Annotated in this window: 16 protein-coding genes; 11 read left to right on the top strand and 5 right to left on the bottom strand. The window is 46.0% G+C overall.

All coding sequences use genetic code 11. The features are described 5' to 3' along the window. The first annotated feature begins 284 nt into the window (after positions 1 to 284). The 8 genes from DXB91_RS05560 (at position 285) to DXB91_RS05525 (ending at position 11,531) form a co-directional block, all read left to right on the top strand. Positions 285 to 1,490 (top strand): metallophosphoesterase, encoded by a 1,206-nt coding sequence (locus tag DXB91_RS05560; protein ID WP_118017020.1) that lies wholly within the window; start codon positions 285 to 287, stop codon positions 1,488 to 1,490. Positions 1,491 to 1,685: 195 nt separating this feature from the next. Further along, positions 1,686 to 3,404, top strand: a complete 1,719-nt coding sequence (locus DXB91_RS05555) for an alanine/glycine:cation symporter family protein (RefSeq protein ID WP_118017019.1) — start codon at positions 1,686 to 1,688, stop codon at positions 3,402 to 3,404. Between the two features lie 204 nt (positions 3,405 to 3,608). Continuing rightward, on the top strand, positions 3,609 to 5,369 hold the full coding sequence (dnaK, locus tag DXB91_RS05550; RefSeq protein WP_118017097.1) for a molecular chaperone DnaK: 1,761 nt from the start codon (positions 3,609 to 3,611) through the stop codon (positions 5,367 to 5,369). A gap of 25 nt (positions 5,370 to 5,394) precedes the next feature. Beyond that, the gene (locus DXB91_RS05545) at positions 5,395 to 5,790 is read left to right on the top strand and encodes a hypothetical protein (RefSeq protein WP_015534466.1); all 396 of its coding nucleotides are present in this window, start codon (positions 5,395 to 5,397) and stop codon (positions 5,788 to 5,790) included. A 54-nt stretch (positions 5,791 to 5,844) separates the two neighbouring features. Beyond that, positions 5,845 to 6,744, top strand: a complete 900-nt coding sequence (locus tag DXB91_RS05540) for a DUF5685 family protein (protein ID WP_118017018.1) — start codon at positions 5,845 to 5,847, stop codon at positions 6,742 to 6,744. Positions 6,745 to 6,747: 3 nt separating this feature from the next. Then, positions 6,748 to 7,557, top strand: a complete 810-nt coding sequence (locus tag DXB91_RS14545; RefSeq protein ID WP_015534468.1) for a J domain-containing protein — start codon at positions 6,748 to 6,750, stop codon at positions 7,555 to 7,557. 301 nt (positions 7,558 to 7,858) lie between these two features. Further along, on the top strand, positions 7,859 to 10,300 hold the full coding sequence (locus tag DXB91_RS05530; RefSeq protein WP_055146369.1) for a glycogen/starch/alpha-glucan phosphorylase: 2,442 nt from the start codon (positions 7,859 to 7,861) through the stop codon (positions 10,298 to 10,300). A gap of 154 nt (positions 10,301 to 10,454) precedes the next feature. Further along, positions 10,455 to 11,531, top strand: coding sequence for a glycoside hydrolase family 5 protein (locus DXB91_RS05525; protein ID WP_055145864.1), 1,077 nt, complete (start codon positions 10,455 to 10,457; stop codon positions 11,529 to 11,531). Positions 11,532 to 11,638: 107 nt separating this feature from the next. Here the strand turns inward: DXB91_RS05525 and DXB91_RS05520 are convergent, their stop codons facing one another. Then, the gene (locus tag DXB91_RS05520; protein WP_015534471.1) at positions 11,639 to 11,854 is read right to left on the bottom strand and encodes a cold-shock protein; all 216 of its coding nucleotides are present in this window, start codon (positions 11,852 to 11,854) and stop codon (positions 11,639 to 11,641) included. 261 nt (positions 11,855 to 12,115) lie between these two features. On the opposite strand from DXB91_RS05520, the gene DXB91_RS05515 reads away from it, so the two are divergent. Beyond that, entirely contained in the window at positions 12,116 to 13,066 is a 951-nt protein-coding gene (locus DXB91_RS05515) for a SpoIID/LytB domain-containing protein (protein ID WP_243002908.1), read from the top strand. A gap of 83 nt (positions 13,067 to 13,149) precedes the next feature. Continuing rightward, positions 13,150 to 13,911, top strand: coding sequence for a M23 family metallopeptidase (locus DXB91_RS05510; protein WP_055145858.1), 762 nt, complete (start codon positions 13,150 to 13,152; stop codon positions 13,909 to 13,911). 198 nt (positions 13,912 to 14,109) lie between these two features. Here the strand turns inward: DXB91_RS05510 and DXB91_RS05505 are convergent, their stop codons facing one another. Then, positions 14,110 to 16,593 carry a GH36-type glycosyl hydrolase domain-containing protein gene (locus DXB91_RS05505; RefSeq protein ID WP_055145855.1) on the bottom strand — a complete coding sequence of 828 codons (2,484 nt, stop codon included), beginning with the start codon at positions 16,591 to 16,593 and terminating at the stop codon, positions 14,110 to 14,112. A gap of 270 nt (positions 16,594 to 16,863) precedes the next feature. Between DXB91_RS05505 and DXB91_RS05500 the strand changes: the two genes are divergently transcribed. Then, positions 16,864 to 17,496 carry a nuclear transport factor 2 family protein gene (locus DXB91_RS05500; RefSeq protein WP_117549985.1) on the top strand — a complete coding sequence of 211 codons (633 nt, stop codon included), beginning with the start codon at positions 16,864 to 16,866 and terminating at the stop codon, positions 17,494 to 17,496. Positions 17,497 to 17,589: 93 nt separating this feature from the next. Here the strand turns inward: DXB91_RS05500 and DXB91_RS05495 are convergent, their stop codons facing one another. The 3 genes from DXB91_RS05495 to DXB91_RS05485 form a co-directional block, all read right to left on the bottom strand. Next, complete coding sequence (locus tag DXB91_RS05495; protein WP_242992646.1) at positions 17,590 to 17,820, bottom strand: substrate-binding domain-containing protein; 231 nt, start codon at positions 17,818 to 17,820, stop codon at positions 17,590 to 17,592. Between the two features lie 243 nt (positions 17,821 to 18,063). After that, the gene (locus tag DXB91_RS05490) at positions 18,064 to 20,265 is read right to left on the bottom strand and encodes an InlB B-repeat-containing protein (protein WP_118017017.1); all 2,202 of its coding nucleotides are present in this window, start codon (positions 20,263 to 20,265) and stop codon (positions 18,064 to 18,066) included. A gap of 134 nt (positions 20,266 to 20,399) precedes the next feature. Next, positions 20,400 to 21,404 (bottom strand): aldose 1-epimerase, encoded by a 1,005-nt coding sequence (locus tag DXB91_RS05485; RefSeq protein WP_015534480.1) that lies wholly within the window; start codon positions 21,402 to 21,404, stop codon positions 20,400 to 20,402. Positions 21,405 to 21,555 lie beyond the last annotated feature (151 nt).

Raw genomic sequence — 21,555 nt, 5'->3', positions numbered from 1 at the left:
GGTTTAAAACAGGCATTTTGGAAAAAATATCCCTGATCAAGAGAATACGGCTCGAAAGGTACAAATCTTAAAGATTTTGTATCTTTCGGGCTATTTTTATGTGATTTAGGAAAATTTTGTACTTTCTTTAAATATATTTGGATATTAGGGGATGACGGTGGAATTACGATTTATTAAGTTTGTGTATGTGTGGTGTTGGGAGTATATTATTGTATGAATAAATCGTACAAAGGACTGCCGTCAATATGTATATTGGCCAGTCAGAAAAACAAAGGAGAAAAAAGATGATAGCAATTTTCATTGCACCTTTTTACATAGCGTTAAATATATATTTGTTCTGGAGAATAAAGGGCTGGGTACAGGCATATTTCCCGAAACTCAAAGGCAAGAAGGGCTGGATAGTCCCGATAGTGCTATATGCATTTCTGGCGTCGGCGCTGGTGATCGCATTCTTCCTGCCACAGGGAAGGTTCAAACGTGGCATGAAGCTGGTGGGAAATTACTGGCTGGGTGTTCTGCTTTATATGATATTCTTCATAGTGATAGCCGAGCTTGGAAGATTCCTACTGCTTCATGTATTCAGAGTGAGCAAAGATAAGATATGTGTGCCGCGGATTCGCAGGATAGTAGGCTGTGCGTGCGCAACACTCATCATGTGTATATCATTCTGGGGAGTGGTAAATGCGAGACTTGTGCGGGTGACGCCTTATGATGTGACCATCAATAAGGAAGCACGGGATGAGAATGGTCAGAAGATGGATTCCATGAAGATAGTGCTGGTTGCAGATCTTCATCTTGGATACAACATAGGCGTCAGGCAGGTTCAAAGAATAGTGAATTCCATAAATAAGCAGGACGCAGATCTGGTGCTGATAGCGGGTGATATATTTGACAACGAATGGGAAGCCGTTGACCAGCCGGAGGAGCTTGAGAAAATACTCCGGGGGATCAAATCAAAGTATGGAGTGTATGCATGCTATGGTAACCACGACATACAGGAGCAGGTGCTTGCCGGATTTACATTTGGCGGACAGAAGGAGAAGACCAGCAGTCCGGAGATGGACGAGTTTATGGAGAAAGCGGGAATCACTCTTCTTCGTGACGAGGGAGTGCTGATAAACGATTCCATATACATCTATGGCCGCCGCGATGCCCACAGACCGGGAAATGGAGTCACAGACAGAGTATCCGCAGACGAGATCACGAAAAATATGGACAAATCAAAACCTATCATAATCCTTGATCATGAGCCAAAGGAGCTGGAGGAGCTGTCGTCGGCAGGTGTGGATATGGACCTGTGTGGACACACCCATGACGGACAAATGTTCCCAGGCAACATCCTTGTGGCGATGATGTGGGAAAATTCCTGCGGTTACCTGAATGTTGACGGCATGCACAACATAGTGACATCAGGAGTCGGCGTGTTTGGCCCAGATATGCGGGTTGGAACCAAGGCGGAGATATGTCCGATAACGGTGAATTTTAAATGACCACCACACCACATAATATTTTGCCAACCGCCCACATAACTTAATTAATAAAGGAAAATAACCATAACACCACAATACTCTGGACTTTGTGGCAAAAATACAGTAAATTTACGGGTATATAAACTGATTCGGGACAAAAATGAGGGGAGTGCCGGGTCGGATGATATGGATAACCTGGAAAGAGGAGGCGGTTGTATGGAAAAGTTAAATGAGATCGTGTCGGCGGTGGATGGATTTGTCTGGGGACCGGTCATGCTGGTGCTTCTGGTTGGAACGGGAATATTTCTGACGATCAGAACAGGGTTTCTTCCCTGGAGGAATCTCGGCTATGCGCTGAAGAGTACACTTAGCAAGGAGGCAAGGACAAAGAGCAGAGGAACCGGAGACGTGTCACCATTTTCGGCACTGACCACCGCGCTTGCTGCAACCATAGGAACGGGAAATATCGTTGGTGTTGCAACGGCCATGGTATCGGGAGGTCCGGGAGCACTGGTGTGGATGTGGATATCCGCAGCATTTGGACTGACATCCAAGTTCTCAGAGTGTATGCTTGCTATCAAGTACCGTGAGGTGAATGCCAAGGGCGAGATGAGCGGCGGTCCTATGTACACTATGAAGAAAGCATTCAAGCATAAGAAGTTCGGCGCAATGCTGGGCTGGCTGTTCGCACTCTTTGCAGTCATCGCCTCATTTGGAATAGGAAATATGACACAGGCCAATTCCATATCTGAATCTCTTAGCAGCACATTCAGCGTGCCTACATATGTGACAGGAATCATACTTACGGTTTTTGCCCTTCTTATAATAGTTGGAGGAATCAAGACTATATCTAAGGTGTCATCAGTTGTTGTTCCTTTGATGGCGATATTCTATGTTGTAGCCGGACTTATTGTAATAATCATCAATATCCAGAATCTTCCGGCAGGAGTTGTTATGATATTCAAGATGGCATTCTCAGTCAAGGCAGTCGGTGGCGGTCTGTGTGGTACGATCACAGCAGCTATGATGAACGCCATGAGATTCGGTGTTGCCAGAGGAGTATTCTCAAATGAAGCCGGAATGGGCTCGGCGGCCATCACAGCGGCAGCTGCCACAACAGACAATCCTGTCCGTCAGGGTTACATCAATATGACAGGTACATTCTGGGATACCATAGTAGTATGTACCATCACAGGTCTCTGTATTGCATCATCGGGTGTGCTTGGAATCACGGAGAACAGCACAAAGGGCAGCTATCAGGTGAGCGGAACGGAGGTTACTGTGGAGGCTGTTGATTCCGACAACAAGACTACCACAACGGATTATACATATGAATTCACAGATGACCAGCTCATTTTGACAGATACAGCCAATTCGTCAAATACCCTGACGCTTTCAGTTCTTCCATCCGACGAACTCAACAAGGATGAGAATACAAAGCTTGCAAGTGAGCTTGCGGTGGAGGAGAGTCAGGCAGCCATAGGAAGTCTTACCGGTACATGGACTGATGCAGCCGGAAACCATTATACATTTGCTGAGGATGGAACATTTGCCTGCTCAACTGTTATAAAAGGTGCAGCTCTCACGATACTGTCATTTGGCTCTGCACTTGGCAAGGTGGGAGGCTGGCTCGTAACTATAGGAATTGTGCTCTTCGCATTCTCCACGATCCTTGGATGGGAGTATCACGGAGAGAAGGCATTTGAGTATCTGTTCAAGTCACACAAGTACAATATGATATACAGGATAGGGTTCTCGCTCGTTGTATACGTAGGCGCGACGATATCACTGGATCTTGTATGGAACTTCTCAGATATAGCGAATGCGCTCATGGCGATTCCGAACCTTATCTGTCTGCTGGCATTAAGCGGAGAGATCGCAAAGGATATGAAGGAATTCCAGGCGGTTATCAAGGCAGAGAAGGCATCAAAGTAGAATATTAAGTCCGGGGACGGAGGGGTCAGGTACCTCCGTCCTCTTTTTTTATACTCTCTTAACCTAACTTTATACTTACTTTATTTTTTGTCCAAATTATGTTCATAAGTGATGGTTATTATATACGATAGATGGGGACGGAGGTGCCTGTCCCCTCCGTCCCCATGAGTGGATCAGAATACCATAACAGAGAGGTTGACATATATGAGCAGAGTAATAGGAATAGACCTGGGAACAACAAACAGCTGTGTGGCAGTGCTTGAGGGCGATCAGCCAACTGTCATACCGAATTCGGAGGGCGGCAGGACCACACCTTCCATAGTAGCCATCACAAAGAATGGAGAGAGACTGGTGGGTGAGGCTGCCAGGAGACAGATGACTGTGAATGTGGACAGAACTATCACATCCATCAAGAGAGCGATGGGAACAACATACAGAAAGAGGATAGACGGCAAGGATTATTCGCCGCAGGAGATATCTGCCATCATACTTGCAAAGCTGAAGAGCGATGCTGAGAGTTATCTGGGCGGACCGGTATCTGATGCAGTCATAACAGTTCCGGCTTACTTTGACGACAGCCAGAGACAGGCCACAAAGGATGCCGGAAGAATAGCGGGACTGAATGTGCTTCGAATCATAAATGAGCCTACATCGGCGGCTCTCGCCTATGGTCTTGACAATGGACAGGCGCAGAAGATACTTGTATACGATCTGGGCGGAGGAACATTTGACGTGTCTGTTATAGAGATAGGGGACAGCGTCATAGAGGTTCTTGCCACCGCGGGAGACAATCATCTAGGCGGAGATGATTTTGATGAGAGGCTGCTGGACTACGTCATCAAGACCTTTAAAAAGGAGACAAAGGTCAATCTGGCGAAGGATATCACGGCATCCCAGAGAGTGAGGGAAGCCTGTGAGAATGCCAAGAAGGAGCTCTCATTTGCGCAGACTGCACACATCAATCTGCCATTTATATCGACAGTGAAGAATCAGCCGGTGCATCTGGATATGACTATAACAAGGGAACAGTTCAACGAGCTAACCTATGATCTGGTGGAGAGAACGGCGGGACCTGTAAACCAGGCATTATCCGATGCGGGCATAACGAGAAATCAGATAGACAAAGTGCTGCTGGTGGGTGGCTCCACCCGTATACCGGCGGTTGTGGATAAGGTACGTGCCATAACCGGCAGGGAACCATCCAAGAATATGAACCCGGACGAGTGCGTTGCCATGGGTGCGGCGGTCCAGGGAAGCAAGCTCAGCGGCGAGCTCACTGTGTCGAACAAGGTGAATGACATTCTCCTCATGGATGTGACACCTCTTTCGTTGTCCATTGAGACCCTTGGAGGCGTGGCAAATGTCATCATTCCGAGAAATTCTGCCATTCCGACCAGGGCATCAAAGATATTTACCACGGCGGGCAATTTCCAGAGGGATGTCGAGATCAAGGTGTACCAGGGCGAGAGACATTTCACAAGGGACAACAAGCTGCTAGGCAACTTCAGGCTCAGCGGTATCAAGAGAGCCATGGCGGGCGTTCCTCAGATCGAGGTCACATTTGACATGGATGCAAATGGTATCCTCAAGGTTTCAGCTAAGGATCTTGGCAGGGGCGTGGAACAGCAGATAGTGATCACATCCAGCACCAACCTTTCGGAGGAGGAGATCCGCAGAGCAAGGGAGGATGCGAAGAAGTACGAGGATGACGTGGCTGGAGCCAGGGAGTTCAAAGACATTATGAACGAGGCCGAGTCGTATGTATATAAGGTAGAGAATCTTCTTGAGACCAGGGGCGCACAGCTTGACAAGAAGGAGATGAAACGGATCAAGAGCGACTGCGAGTATCTGAAGAAGCTTGTGACACGAACTGACATGAATCATGTAGATGATGTGGAGATGGGCAGGATGAAGGAAGCCTACAGGCAGCTTCAGGAATCCGCAGAGAAGCTGGAGACAATGTAAGAATTTGCGAGGAGAATGGTGAATTATGAAAGACAAATTTATAAGATTTATGAGATCCAGGTACGGCAACGATCAGTTGTCATCATTCCTTACCTGGGGCGGATTGATTTTTATGGTGCTGGATGCATTTATCAAGACAGGGATATTTTATTTCCTTGGACTTCTCATGTTCATATATGGATATGTCAGGATCATGTCCAAGAACTATGACAAGCGCGCGGCGCAGAACAGATGGTTCATGGAGCATACCGCGGGCGTGAGGAATATATTCAAGCGCGCGAAGAAACAGAAGGAAGCCGGCAAGGAATACAAGATATTTGTCTGCAGCAAATGCCAGCAGATGATCAGAGTGCCAAGAGGAAAGGGCAAGATAGAGATCAGATGCCCTAAGTGCGGCAACAGATTTGTGAAGAAGTCTTAGTAACAGCGCAGACGGATAAAGTCTTATGTTGGAATATAGTGTGGAGATTGAGAGATGTTTGGATATATAGTGGTGAACCAGCCTGAGCTTAAGATGAAAGAATATGATGAATACCGTAAGTATTATTGCGGCCTGTGCAAATCGCTGAAGGACAGATATGGTGCCAGAGGACAGATAAGTCTCAGCTATGATATGACATTTCTGGTCCTTCTTCTGACGGGACTGTACGAACCGGAGAAGCACTCGGGCAGCAGAAGATGCATCGCACACCCGACATCGAAGCATACTTATGTACAGAACGAGTACACAGATTATGTTGCTGATATGAACGTGATCCTTACCTATTATAAATGTATAGATGACTGGGATGATGAGCATATGCTTACCCGAAAGCTGTATGCGGATGTACTGCTCGCAGGACAAAATGGCAGGAGGCTCAAGGAAGATTATCAACAGAAGATCCAGGTTATTGCGGAGAACCTCAAGGCGATAAGTGAGCTTGAGGAGGTGGGATCCGATGACATGGATGCATTGTCAGGGCATTTCGGCAATATAATGGCAGAGATATGTGCCCCGAAACATGATGAGTGGGAATCATATCTCCGCACCATAGGCTATTATCTGGGCAAATTTGTCTACATAATGGACGCGTATGACGATATAGAGAAGGATATAGGTGCTGGAAATTACAATCCATTCGTGTGCAGGCTTGCGCATGAGCTGGGTGTTGAGGTACAATCAGTGGGGGCAGATAAAACCATAGAACAGGACAAATGGCAGGAGCTTGCAGAGTGGACGAAGGATGTTCTGATGATGATGGTGGCACCACTTGCAAAAGAGTATGAGATGCTTCCTATTATTGAAAATGTAGGTATACTCAGGAACATAATATACTCAGGAATATGGGAAGCATATTATTCGACTACAAATAGAAGATGCGGCGATGAGGAATAAATTATGAAAGATCCTTACGAGGTGCTGGGACTCAAAAGAGGTGCCAGCGAAGAAGAAGTAAAAAAAGCATATAGAAGGCTGAGCCGGAAGTATCATCCGGATGCGAATATCAACAATCCTCACAAGGATGAGGCTGAGGAAAAGTTCAAGGAGATACAGCAGGCTTACAAGTCCATAGTGAGCGGCGAGGCTGACCGTGCAAGTTACGGTGGTGCTGGTGGGTATGGAACTGGAAGCTCGCAGGGCTACGGCGGCGGTTATGGATCTGGCGGTTCATATGGTCCGTATGGTGGAAGTTCTTACGGCGGTTCGTCAGGAGGCTACGGACAGTATGATGATCCATTTGGCGGTTTCGGAGGATTTGGCCCATTTGGTTTCGGTGGCTATCAGAGACAGAATGACTACGATCCGAATGATAAAGATTCCAGATATTTTCAGGCCGCGAAGAACTATATGAACAGCGGAAGCTATGAGGAGGCGAAGAACGTCCTCAATCAGATAGAGAATCACGATGCCAAGTGGCACTATTACAGTGGCGTGTGCAACGCCGGACTTGGCAATCAGATAAGAGCCATGGAGATGCTGAAGCGTGCAATGGAGCTTGAGCCGGGCAATCAGGAATACCGTCAGGCATATGAGTCCATCAAGAGCGGCCGTCAGTGGTACATGGACAGAGGTGCCGGGTATGGAATGGATATGCCGACCGGCGGAAAGTTTTGCAACAACCTTTGTACCATATGTGCTCTCATGTCGTGCTGCATGGGCGGTATGCCTTGCGTGTGCTGCATGCCGAGTGGATACGGACGAAGTTAGATATAAAACCCCTGGGAGTTGCCTCTCCCAGGGGTTTTATATCGTATACGTGGTGCATTTACAATATTCTGGTAATCATTGAAAACGCTAGAACCCCCGATTAATCTCGATATTATCAGACATTTATCGCCTTTTATGTAAAAAAACTGCAAATTCTATTTGACCATAGTCTAATTTTATAGTGTTATTTAACAAATTTTTTCTCATGTATTGTTAAAAAAAAAGGTTGATGATAGAATGAAACAGTGAAAATGGAAAAAATTATATCTATTTATCCAAGGAGGGAATGAATCAGATGAAGATGTTAGCAGATTTCGATAAGGAAGGCTTCAAGAAGGAAGTCATTACTAACGTAAAGACCCTTTTCCGCAAGCCTATCGAGGAGGCTACTCCACAGCAGGTATTCCAGGCAGTCAGCTACGCAGTAAAGGACGACATCATTGACAGATGGATTGCTACACACAAGGAGTATGAGAAGAAGAACGTCAAGACAGTTTATTATCTGTCTATGGAGTTCCTTATGGGTAGAGCACTCGGTAACAATCTTATCAACTTGACTTACTACGATGCAGTTAAGGAAGCACTTGACGAGTTAGGATTTGACCTGAACTTTATAGAGGATCAGGAGCCTGATGCCGCTCTGGGTAATGGCGGTCTCGGACGTCTTGCAGCTTGTTTCCTTGATTCATTGGCAACACTTGGTTATCCTGCATACGGTTGTGGTATCAGATACAAGTATGGTATGTTCAAGCAGGGTATCAAGGATGGATATCAGGTTGAGATGCCGGATGACTGGCTCAAGGATGGCAACCCATTCGAGGTTAAGCGTTCAGAGTACGCTGTTGAAGTTAAGTTCGGTGGATATGTCAGAGTTGAGAACAAGAATGGCAGAAACTACTTTATACAGGATGGATATCAGTCAGTTCGTGCCGTACCTTATGACCTTCCAGTCATCGGTTATGGCAACAACGTTGTAAATACACTTAGAATCTGGGATGCTGAGGCAATCCAGGAGTTCTGCCTTGACTCATTTGACAAGGGTGAGTATGAGAAGGCAGTAGAGCAGCAGAACCTTGCAAAGACTATCGTTGAGGTTCTCTATCCAAATGACAATCACTACGCAGGTAAGGAGCTCAGACTGAGACAGCAGTATTTCTTCATCTCAGCTTCAGTTCAGAGAGCAATCCTCAAGTTCAAGGAGCTCAACAAGGACATCCACAAGCTGCCAGAGAAGGTAACATTCCAGATGAATGATACACATCCAACAGTAGCAGTTGCCGAGCTCATGAGAATCCTCATGGATGAGGAAGGCCTTGAGTGGGATGACGCATGGGATATTACAACAAGAACATGTGCATACACCAACCATACGATCATGGCAGAGGCACTTGAGAAGTGGCCTATCGAGCTGTTCTCAAGACTGCTTCCACGTATCTACCAGATCGTTGAGGAGATCAACAGAAGATTCGTTCTCAAGATCCAGGAGATGTATCCAGGCAACCAGGATAAGGTTAAGAATATGGCAGTTCTGTACGATGGCCAGGTTAAGATGGCTCATCTTGCAATTGCAGGTTCTTACTCAGTAAACGGTGTTGCAGCTCTTCATACCAAGATCCTTGAGGAGAGAGAGCTTAAGGACTTCTATGAGATGAGACCAGAGCAGTTCAACAACAAGACAAATGGTATCACTCAGAGACGTTTCCTGCTTCATGCTAACCCACTTCTTGCAAACTGGATCACAGACAAGATCGGTGACGAGTGGATAACCAATCTTTCACACCTTAAGAAGCTTAAGGTATATGTGAACGATGAGAAGTGCCAGCATGAGTTTATGAACATCAAGTACCAGAACAAGATCCGTCTTGCAAAGTACATCAAGGAGCACAACAATGTGGATGTAGATCCTCGTTCAATCTTCGATGTACAGGTTAAGAGACTTCATGAGTACAAGAGACAGCTTCTGAACATCCTTCATGTTATGCATCTGTATAACAGACTGAAGACAGAGCCAGAATTCGATATGTACCCAAGAACATTCATCTTTGGAGCAAAGGCATCAGCAGGATATAAGAGAGCTAAGCTTATCATCAAGCTCATCAACTCAGTTGCAGATGTTGTCAACAACGATGCTTCAATCGAAGGCAAGATCAAGGTTGTATTTATAGAGAACTACAGAGTATCCAATGCCGAGATCATCTTCGCAGCAGCAGATGTATCAGAGCAGATCTCAACAGCTTCAAGAGAGGCTTCAGGTACAGGTAACATGAAGTTCATGCTGAACGGTGCACCTACACTTGGAACCATGGATGGAGCAAATGTAGAGATCGTTGAGGAAGTTGGCATCGAGAACGCATTTATCTTCGGACTTTCAGCAGAAGAGGTTATGAAGTATGAGCGCGAGGGCGGCTACAACCCAATGGATATCTACAATAACAATCAGGCTGTAAGAAGAGTTCTCACACAGCTTATCGATGGTACTTATGCATCGGATGATCCGGACAGATTCAGAGATCTCTATGATTCTCTCACAAAGGAAGATGTATACTTCATCCTTAAGGACTTCGATTCATATGCAGAGGCTCAGCAGAAGGTTGATAAGGCATACCAGGATGAGAAGGGCTGGGCAAAGATGGCTATGCTCAACACAGCATGTGCTGGAAAGTTCTCATCAGACAGAACTATCGAGGAGTATGCAAAGGAGATCTGGAAGCTTAAGAAGGTTAAGGTTTCCCTTGATAAGTAATTATCAGATAGAATGAAATAACAAAATAAAGGACGGACATCATATGGTAAGGATCGTATGGTGTCCGTTTTTATTTTGTATCTGTTAATACATCCGCGCCTATGTTATGATAGATATATATGTTACGTTGTGATGAAAAGGGGGTTATAAACATATGAAAGGTAGAAAATTGAGACACAGACTCACGGCTCTGCTGCTCGCATTTGCAATGATATTTACAGCGGTTGCAGTACAGCCGAACTGTGATGCATTTGCAGCTACGAAGGTAAAGACGCCGGTGGCGACACATGGAAGACTGTCTGTGAAGGGGGCAGATCTGGTGGATGCCAAAGGCAAGAAATTCCAGCTCAGGGGAATCAGCACACACGGTATCAACTGGGATGTGGGATATCCTTATGTGAACAAGGCGGCGTTCAAGACTCTGAGAGACGACTGGGGAGTTAATGCGGTAAGACTTGCCATGTATACATCTGAATACAACGGCTATTGCGCGGGCGGCAGCAAAGCGGCACTTCGAAATCAGATATACAAGGGCGTGAAATATGCGACCGACCTCGGCATGTATGTGATCATCGACTGGCACATACTCAACGACGGGAATCCTATGACACAGGTTGCAGAGGCAAGAAGATTCTTTGCAACTATGGCGAAGAAGTATAAGAAACAGAAAAATATCATTTATGAGATATGCAATGAGCCAAATGGCTGCGACTGGAAGACCGTCAAGCGATATGCGTCCCAGGTCATAAAGGTCATAAGAAAGTATGACAAGAAGGCGATCATCGTAGTGGGAACGCCGACATGGTCCCAGCTCGGTTCGGATGGCACACACAATGAGGTTGCGGATAACCCTATCAAGGGCTACAAGAATATAATGTACTCACTCCATTTCTATGCAAATGAGTGGAGCCACAACCGGTATCTTCCTGCGAAGCTTGCATACGCAAGGAAGAAGGGGATAGCGGTCATAGTCACAGAGTTCGGAATGTCCGCGGCAAGCGGCGATGGAGGCATAAGCAAAGCCTACACCGGCAAATGGCTGACCAGACTCAACAAGGCGAATGTCAGCTATTTCTGCTGGAGTCTCAGCAACAAGAATGAATCGGCATCCCTCCTGGCGTCGTGGACGAGCAAGACGAGCCGGTGGAAGACGAGTGAACTGTCTGAGGCAGGCCGTTATATCAGAGCGAAATACAGAGCCCGCAAGAAGGCTCTCGGAAGCAGGGCGTAACGGGAAGCCGTGAGGAAACCGTGATATTAACAAGCAATAAAAAACAGGCGCTATATAGATCAAAGATCTGTATAGCGCCTGTTCTTGTGTTAATGGTTATATGTGAATTAAGCTACAACTGTTACGTTAGTTGCTCTCTCCTTAGAAGCGTCCTTAGGATCAGCCTCTACGTCAAATGTAACCTTCTGTCCCTCGTTAAGAGTCTTATATCCATCAGAGTTGATTGCTGAAAAATGAACAAATACGTCCTTTCCTGTCTCATCATCTGAGATGAATCCATAACCCTTTTCTCCGTTGAACCACTTAACTGTACCGTTCTTCATCACGAGTACCTCCTAAAAATGAAAATTTGTACTCAATGAAAACACTACAATATACCTTATAGAGAATACTCCAAAGAAAAGCTTACCTTATATAGCAATCGAACCGTTAATCTTGAATACGCTATTATCATATTATGTCAGGTTGCATTTGTCAATAAACGATACGACTAAAATTTGCGTTAAGATTTCTCAGTAAAAAGGGTATATGAGCAGTGTAAAAACGATATATATATAAGAGGTATAAAAATGCGGGAGGGTGAAATGAGGAATGCAAAGACGATCATTATAGGGATTGCGTGTGCTATGGCACTTGCTTACATAATATCAGGAATATACGACAAGGCGGTTGGGGGAGATGACACTGACGGATCGGCAAAAAGCGGACGCAATGTGTGTATTTATGATAATGGGGAGTATTCCCTCGTGGATGTGGAAGAGTATACAGCATCGACGCTGGCGGGAATGATGAGTGACAAATGGAGCGATGAAATGCTCAAGGCGGTCGCAGTTGTGGTTAGGACCGGAATCTATTACCAGATGGATGAAAATGACAGAAATTCCGCCACACAGGGGCAGACAAAGAATCTTATAAATGAATCCCAGCTCCGGGAGATAAGATATACGGAATCGCAGCTCAAGAAGAAATGGGGAGGCGAGTGCTCCGGGATAATGAGAAGGGCGGAGAAGGCGGTGTATGCGACCGGTGGACAGGTTATGAAATACGGTGGAGAGATAATACTTCCGGCGTATCATATGATAAGTACAGGGCATACTGTGAGTGCACAGGAAATATATGGGCATGACATACCGTATCTCAGGCAGGTGGCAAGTGATGTGGATCAGATGGCGGAGGACTTTTCGACCACTGAGATATACAGCGGGGACAGGCTTCAGAAGATATTCAGAAAATGGATAGACGCTGACAATATGACGGATGAGGTCAAGGTTATGACAGCCACAGAATCTGGATTTGCACAGACCATAAATGTATTTGGGAGCGAGCTGGAGGCTGATGTTTTCAAAGAACAACTGGGACTTGCCTCGACGAATATACACATAGATAAGGTTAAGGATGGATACAGGATCATAACGGTGGGCGTTGGAGATTCTCTGGGAATGTCACTGTATGGGGCGTCTGTATTGGCGGAAAATGGAGAGAAGTATGATCAGATCCTCAGGTATTATTATACTGGAATAGAGATTGCAAAATAAAGGTTGATAAAAAATATTTACACATTCAAATCATCTGTATATAAGTGCCAATAAGTGGACATGATACAGATGAGGTGATGAATATGAAGAAATTTTTGGGCGGCATAAAGAAGAATATATTTTATATCTCGCTCATCACAGGCATGGCAGTGCTTGTGACAGTGCTCGGACTTTATAACGCACAGACCAATTCAAAGGAGAAGACCATAACAATAGGACAGAATACGCCGAATGACAGTACGACGGAAGCCGATGCGAAGGAAGCTTTGAACGATAAGAAAAATGATAAGAACAGCGGAGTGTCGGATGAAGGTACATCAGAGCAGAAAGATATTGAGACGGATAATACCATAGAGAATTCCACTGCATCCACAGCGGAGAGTGAGAGTGCTGAGACTGGAGCTTCAGGAGTTTCAAATGACAGCCTGCATTACGATCCAAAGGATAGCATATCATGGCCTATAAATGGCAATGTGATAATTCCTTACAGCATGGATACGACAGTGTATTTTGAGACACTCAAGGAATACAAGTGCAGCCCTGCAATGGTAATTGAGGCGCAGACGGGCGATGAGGTCAAGGCTGTATATGAGAGTAAGGTAGCGGAGGTCTCAAGCAACCCAGAGCTGGGCAATTACGTCAAGCTTGAGCTTGGAGACGGCTACACCGTGACACTTGGACAGCTTCAGGATGTGAAGGTTGCACTTGGCGAGCATCTGGATGCCGGCCAGGTAGTGGGAACCGTTGGCGAGCCAAGCAGATTCTACAGCGAGGAAGGAAGCAATCTCTATTTTGCAGTCGAGAAGGACGGCAATCCTGTGGATCCGATGCTGCTTATACAGTAGAGGTAGGGTTGGACAGGTTGCTAATTTGTATCTTTTACGAGGACAACACAGTGTTTGGCGACAATCCCGTGGCGGGATGAAGAAGATAGGCCATATAAACAAAAAAGCCCCACAATATCTAAAATAGATATTGTGGGGCTTTTGCACTATATACTTACGTATATTTTCTTAAATGTGCTTTATAATCCACGGTCTATATTAGCCCATTACAACCTCTACTGAGTGAGTCTTGCCATCGCCAAATGCTGGGATAACGTTGCCCTCGATAGCGTTGCCATCAACGAGTACGCTCTTAACGCCCTTGTTGATGTGATCTGGGTTAGAAACCTTGATGTCGTATGTAGCACCACGGAACTGACGTGTAGCTGTCATTCCATCCCATGCAGCAGGAATTGATGGATCGATCTTCAGACCATCGAAGTCTGCTGAGATACCAAGGATGTACTGTGATATAGCTACCATGTTCCAAGCAGCAGTACCAGTCAGCCATGAGTTCTTACCCTGACCGAAGTGGTTGCCCGGCTTGCCGATATCAGATCCGGCATCCTTACCACCGATCATCTGGCCGTATACATATGGCTCAGTCTTGTGTATATCTGATGTCTCCTCAGTGAAAGCTGGAGCTATCTCTGAGTAGTACTTAAATGCCTGATCACCGGCACCTGCGTAAGCAGCAGCACAGATGATCCATGCATTGTTATGTGTGAAGATTCCGGCATTCTCCTTGTATCCACCTGGGTATGTAGAAATCTCACCATACTGGATGTAATACTTTGTAAATGCTGGGTTGTTGAGTACAAGTCCGTGCTGTGTATTAAGTCGCTCATCGATTGCAGCAAGAGTCTTCTTGTCGCAGCCCTGATCCTTACCGATGTCTGACATGATAGCGAATCCCTGTGGCTCGATGAAGATCTGACCTTCCTCGCACTCCTTGGATCCCATCTTCTCACCGTTTGCATCGTAAGCTCTGAGGAACCAGTCGCCGTCCCATGCTGACTCCATGATGTTGGCCTTCATCTTGTCGATCTCAGCCTGAGCAGCATCAGCCTCAGCGTCCATTCCAAGGTGCTTAAGGATAGCAACGTAGTTAGGACCTGCATATGTGAAGAGTGTAGCAACCATAACTGACTCAGCAACCTTTGAGTATCCACCCTCAGCAGCAAACTTAGGGTTGGTGTATGTCTGGAAGCTCTCACCTGGTGTATCTGAGAAGCATGAAAGGTTGATACAATCGTTCCAGTCAGCTCTCATTGCAAGTGGAAGTCCGTGTGGTCCAAGGTTGTTCACGATCTTGTAGAATGAAACCTTGAGGTGGTCAAGCATAGGCTTTGCAATTGACATATCGTTGTCATATGGAACCATCTCGTCAAGGATGCCCCAGTCGCCAGTCTCCTTGATATAAGCTGAAACTGAAAGGATCAGCCATAATGGATCATCTGAGAAGTCTCCACCGATATCTGCGTTACCCTTCTTGGTAAGTGGCTGGTACTGATGGTAGCATCCACCGTCTGGGAACTGTGTTGAAGCTATATCGATGATTCTCTCTCTTGCACGATCAGGGATCTGATGAACAAATCCAAGCACATCCTGGTTGGAATCACGGAATCCCATACCACGGCCGATACCTGACTCGAAGTATGAAGCTGAACGTGAAAGGTTGAATGTAACCATACACTGATACTGATTCCAGATGTTGACCATACGGTTAACCTTGTCATCAGGTGTGTTAACGTTGAGAATGCTCAACAGTCTGTTCCAGTGCTCCTTGAGCTCCTCAAGACCTGCAGCAACCTTCTCAGGAGTGTTGTACTTCTCGATCATCTCGAGAGCCTTTACCTTATTGATAGTCTTGCCGTCTGCCTCGAACTTCTGGTCAACAGGCATCTCAACATATCCAAGTATAAATACAAGAGTCTTTGTCTCGCCTGGAGCAAGAGTGATCTTCTTGTAGTGTGAAGCGATAGGCGACCATCCATCAGCAAATGAATCATTTGACTTGCCAGCCTCAACAGCCTGTGGGTTGTGGAAGCCGTTGTAAAGTCCGATGAATGAATCTCTGTCTGTATCGTAACCATCGATCTCGTCATTCACTGTGTAGAATGCGAAGTGGTCACGTCTGTCTCTGTACTCTGTCTTGTGGTAGATAGTTGATCCGACAACCTCTACACGACCTGTACTGAAGTTTCTCTGGAAGTTGGTGCAGTCATCCTGTGCATCCCAGAGACACCACTCCTCAAATGAGAAGAATGAGAATGTCTTCTCCTCTGAGCCTTCATTTGTAAGAACGACCTGCTGAACCTCTCCAGCGTAGTTCTGAGGAACAAAGAAAGTAACCTCAGCCTTAAGGTCATTCTTCTTACCTGTGATGATTGTATATCCCATACCATGACGGCACTGATACTCGTCAAGCTCTGTCTTTACCGGTGACCATCCCGGATTCCATATTGTACCATTGTCGTTGATATAGAAATAACGTCCGCCCATATCTATAGGCACGTTGTTATAACGATATCTTGTGATTCTACGAAGACGAGCGTCCTTGTAGAAGCTGTAACCTCCTGCAGTGTTGGAGATCAGTGAAAAGAAATCCTGTGTTCCAAGGTAGTTGATCCAAGGATAAGGAGTTCTAGGAGATGTGATGACATACTCCTTGTTGGCATCATCAAAATAACCAAATTTCATGTAGCATATACCTTCCTTCCAATGTTTTGTGAAGGCTTCCAGATGGCTATGCCAGCCCCCCTGAAGCCGCTTTTGTATCGACTTGTGCTAAATTCTCCCTTAAAGTCAGCCATACACTCTGATTATATAATAAAAGACTTTAAAACACAACAAAGTTATAGTGAAAATTGCACAATTACTAAATGTATTAATTCCTGTATTTGAGTAATTAATTGATGCTTATGCTGTGTTATACTGTGTAATATCAAAACAGTATAGGAGTTATTTACTATGGGAAAAAATGAAACTAAGAATTATGTAGGCGGAAGCGGAATGGATGATATGGAGCTGGACGAGCGTGATATACAGCTTATGGAGGAGAGCAGAAAAGAAGGCAAAAAGAAGCTGTTTATAGCGCTTGGTGCGATCGTGTTAGCAGTGATAGTAGTGGTGATATACATAGTTGTCAAAAAAAATATGACCGGAAAATCAGAGAGCGAGGAACTGATAAAGACCTACATGGAGGGTCTTGAGGAGGCGGATCTTGACAAGGTGGAGAGTGTTATGGATCCTGATACCATAGACAGCGATTCGTCAAAGGATCTGGTCACTGTGTTCCAGACTTATAAGGAAAATAATATAGAATATACAGTCAGCTATACCATGGGTGATGGGCATGTGGCAGAGTCCGGCGATCTGGCGGCAGTCAGCAGCACTGTATATGGAAAGACCCAGAAGGAAGCAGGTATATCAAAGGGTTATGTCATTCCGGTTACCGGAACGATAATGATGACATTCCAGGGTCAGACTTCACCGTATGATCTGGACATGGATATCATTTGTTATGAGAAGGATGGAGAGTGGTATCTCGGCGGAACAGTTATGACTACGGGAGATACGACTACAGATGATACGACAGAGTAGTCACGAGAAGGACAACTGCTGGATACAGATATTGAATACAGAAACTGAATATATGGACATGGATACGTGAACAGACGACAAATGGTGCGGATATTAAATGTAATATTCGCACCATTTGCTGTCTTCTGCCAGTGTGCAGCTATCTCTCTTGATGAGCTTGCACTGGAACTCAATTCTTGCGACTCCCTTGTGACCGCCCTTGAGGCTGTCCATTAGAAGCTGCAGGGCGAAATGCCCCATGTCCGTCTTGGATATCTCCACGGTGGTCAGCATCGGAGTTGTGTACTGGGCTTCCTCGCACATCCTGCGGATTACAGAATCCACGTTCTCATACCTGCATCTCCTGTCGTCGGAGAAGATGGACCGATACCATGCCTTGGACAGGATGCATCCGTTCTTGTGGATCTCACTCTCTATGACATGCAGCAGTTCTGTAAAGAATGGGTCCGACGCTCTGGGCGATGTCTTTTATGGATGCCACGGTCGTTTCTTATGTTCATGCTGTTACCTACCTTCAGTCTATGCCGCTGACTATTCTGACGTGCTGCCTTATTGAACTTTTCGGTATTATTTCTTCTTCATACCTGAAATTATGATTATCACAAACGAGATTAGAATGGTCGCAAGCACTGTTATAAGGATTATGAGCTGAAGGTTATGTACCTTACTCTTACTCTTATCAGTGGAAGAGTAGCTGCCCACGGTGAGTGTGCTCTTTTCTGTTGTGACCTCAGTGGTCGTCTCGGTTGTGGTACGCTCTATCGTGGATATCTCAGTTGTGGTCGCCTCGGTCGTCACAGGGGTAAATGTATTTCTATACTCTGTGGTGACCTCGGTCGTACTTGCCGTTGTCGCCTCGGTTGTGGCTCTGGTAGTTGTCTGTGTGGTTGTGGAAGTCTTCTTCTTGGACACTGTAAATGTTGTCACAGCATCTCCGGTCTTGGATCTGATGGTTATGGTGTGGCTTCCGACCGAGAGGGATTCAAGATAGCTCGTCTTGAGCTCGATTATGATGCTTCCCTCTTTCTTGTTGTAATATGAAGGGTCAAGTTCCTTGTCATCTATGAGGACACAGACAAAGTCAGCGTACTCAGCGTTCGATCTGAACTTGATAGTGTTCTTGCTGGCCTTGCTCCATTTGCTTCCCTTGCCGCCGATGATCTCGGGTGCTGCCTTGTCGATGACTGTGTCAGCCTTGCTTATCTCCTTTGTACAGCCCTTGTTGCTGAAATATTTCTTGCAGGCTGAGCAATACCAGTATTCTATATTGCCCTTGCTGGAGGTGGTTGCTGCTACATAATCAGTTTTCTTAAGGTCTGTGTGGTTCGTTGTGCTGAGTTTGCCGTAGCTCTTGCCGCACACAGAGCACACTGCCTTCTTCTGGCAGGTTGCGGTTCCGCCGGAGCAGTCCTGGATGACCTTATATCCACAGCCCTTGTTCTTGCACTTGCGGGAGTGGGTTTTGCCGTTGCCATCACTTGTCCAGTTGCCGAGGTCGTGGCTGCTCTTGCCCTCCACGACGATCTCACCGCAGTAGCGGCATTTCTGAGGTGTCGTGCAGTCACCGTCGTCGGTTTCTGCGGTGTGTTTCTTGTTTACTGTTACAGTCAATTTGGTTTCATTTCCCGCCTTGTCGGATACGATGATGGTCTGCTCACCATCTGTGGCTTCCAGAGCAAGTGAGTGATCGTCGTCAAGGGGTTTCTCCTCGCCGTTCACTGTGACCTTTGCCAGATGGGATTCCTTCACGGTCATCACGGCTGACAGGCAGTAAGTCTCTCCGTCGGCGATTCCTGTGACCTTTGGCGCGTGTGTGTCGATGATGAAACCATCTGTGGATAAGTATGTTGTTTTGCCGTCCTCTGATGAAAGCTTTGCGTATACAACATATTTGCCCTCGTCCTTTATGGAAAATGCTTTCTTATACTCGGTAAATGTTGCTGCACCCAGATCGTCCGATGACAGAGCTGAGTCGCTTATCAGGTAGCCGACTGTGATGGAAGGGTCGGAGTTGTTGTCACAGGTGATGGTAACCTTCTGGGCCTTGTTGTAATACTGCTCAAATGATGATACATCCTGGAGACCGTTCCAGCTCTTATCGCCCATGCTGATGGTGCCTGTAGGAGCAGAGTCTGATTTCCACATCGCATAAAATACCAGGTTTCTTTTAGCCGATGAGTCATCAGTATCGGAATACTCATATCCGTTATCTGCCGCCTTCTCAAAGGAAGAGGTGTATATGATGTTCACGGTCTTGCCTGATCCGTCGGACTTCGTGTTCCAGCCCTTGAACTCATAGCCCTCACGGGTCGGTGGGTAGTCGTTCAGTGCCACGCCATATCCTGATCCTGCTACATCAAAGTCATATGTTCCGCTGTCCGCATCTCCGAGCTTGCCTCCATTTGCATTCAGTGTGAAGGTGAGCCCTGAACCGGAGAAGCTGTCCTTGGTGTACATCGCTGTCAGCTTTATACGGTTTGTAGACTGGAAGTATGATGTGTCAATGCTGGTGACCTTTGTCTTGTCGTTGTACCATCCGGTGAATGTAAAGCCGTCTTTCTCCGGCTTGTACTTTGACAGGTCAACAGTCGTAAATTCTGCTGATGGGCTGCTTATCACAGTGGAAGTCTCCCCTGATAACTGTCCTCCTGCTGCATCCAACTCCAGATAGTATGTGTCTGGATCGTCGGTATCTTCTGCAAATGCTGTGAAGCATGTCATACAGAGCATTGCCGCGAAAACCAGTAAAAATCTAAGCATCTTTTTCATAGAATCCCTCCTTGCATATGGTATTATAATAATTTTATTATACTGGGGGGAGAAAAACAACGAGACAGGGGAAAAATTAATAATATGAAAGAACGGCCTCCACCGGGAGACCGTTCCATAGAAAATGTCATGTTTTATGCCATTGTGAATATTCTTTCTTTTACTGTCTTGGACTCGCCTGGAGCAAGCTCTGTGTAGCCTGTGATCTCCGGTGCTCCTGAGAGATTTGGAGCGTCAATATTCCAGCTCATTGGCTCAGGACAGAAGTAACCCTTGTCGCCGTGATCGTTCCACATGATCCAGAACTTCATTGTGTCGTCAACCTCATAGCAGACCTTCTTGCCTGTGGCAACATCAGTTGCGTATACTCCGTAGAAAGGCTTGCCGTCCAGCTCGTTCATCTCCGCTGTGTAGAGATCGTTGTCGATGTCCTTCAGAACAGGTACCATGGTTCCGTTCTTGTACTGGAGATCGTAATCTGTTATAGGAAGGTTCTTCTCTGTAGGGATAGCGTGCTCATCAAGCTCCCATTTGTCTCCAACAGGTACACAGAGACGTACATCCTCGCCCTTTCCTGTGCTTGTGAAAGGCCCCTTGAATGCAACGTGGTTACATACGCCGTATGGCATCTGCTTGTCGGAGAGGTTGGTGAGTGTGAACTCATAGTGCATACCGTCCGGAGCAAGAGTGAATGTGAAGTCTGCTCTGAAGCTCACAGGGTATGTAGCGAAAAACTCATCCTTCTCATCATATACATATGAAGTCTTGCCGATGGCCTTGTCTCCATCCACTGACACGCTCTCTATGCTGTGGTTTCTGAGATGAAGGAAACCGTGGAGATGGTTGCCGAGAGGATCATTGCATGGGAAATGATACATGGCATCGGAGGTTCTTAAGTTGCCGTGTGACAGTCTGTTAGGGAGATACAGGGTAGGCATTCCGTAGATCTCTGCTGCTGCTTTGAGCTGTGCAGGAGTCAAGGAAGGATCGTTCCTGAATATATCAATATCCAGAGCGGTGTTCTCCATCTTCATAATGTTGCTTCCGTTAAATGGTGCGATCAGTGCACGGTAATCGCCTGATATAAGTTCAATACAAGTCTCGCCCTTGTAGTCTATTGTACGTGCTGTAGTGTTCATCGTGTTCTCCTCTTCTATAAATATGTTGTGTTTAAGTTGTATGCTGAAATCCACAAAAACAGTGAACTTTCCTATGTAAAATAGTAACACGGAAAAAATTGTATGGCAACAATGAGGTTCACAAAACGCGGCGTTCTTGATTATTTTATCA

The sequence above is a fragment of the Coprococcus sp. OM06-34AC genome (assembly GCF_003462545.1).
In the GTDB taxonomy this organism is placed as follows: Bacteria; Bacillota; Clostridia; order Lachnospirales; family Lachnospiraceae; genus Coprococcus; species Coprococcus aceti.
This window is presented reverse-complemented; position numbering and strand designations above follow the sequence as displayed.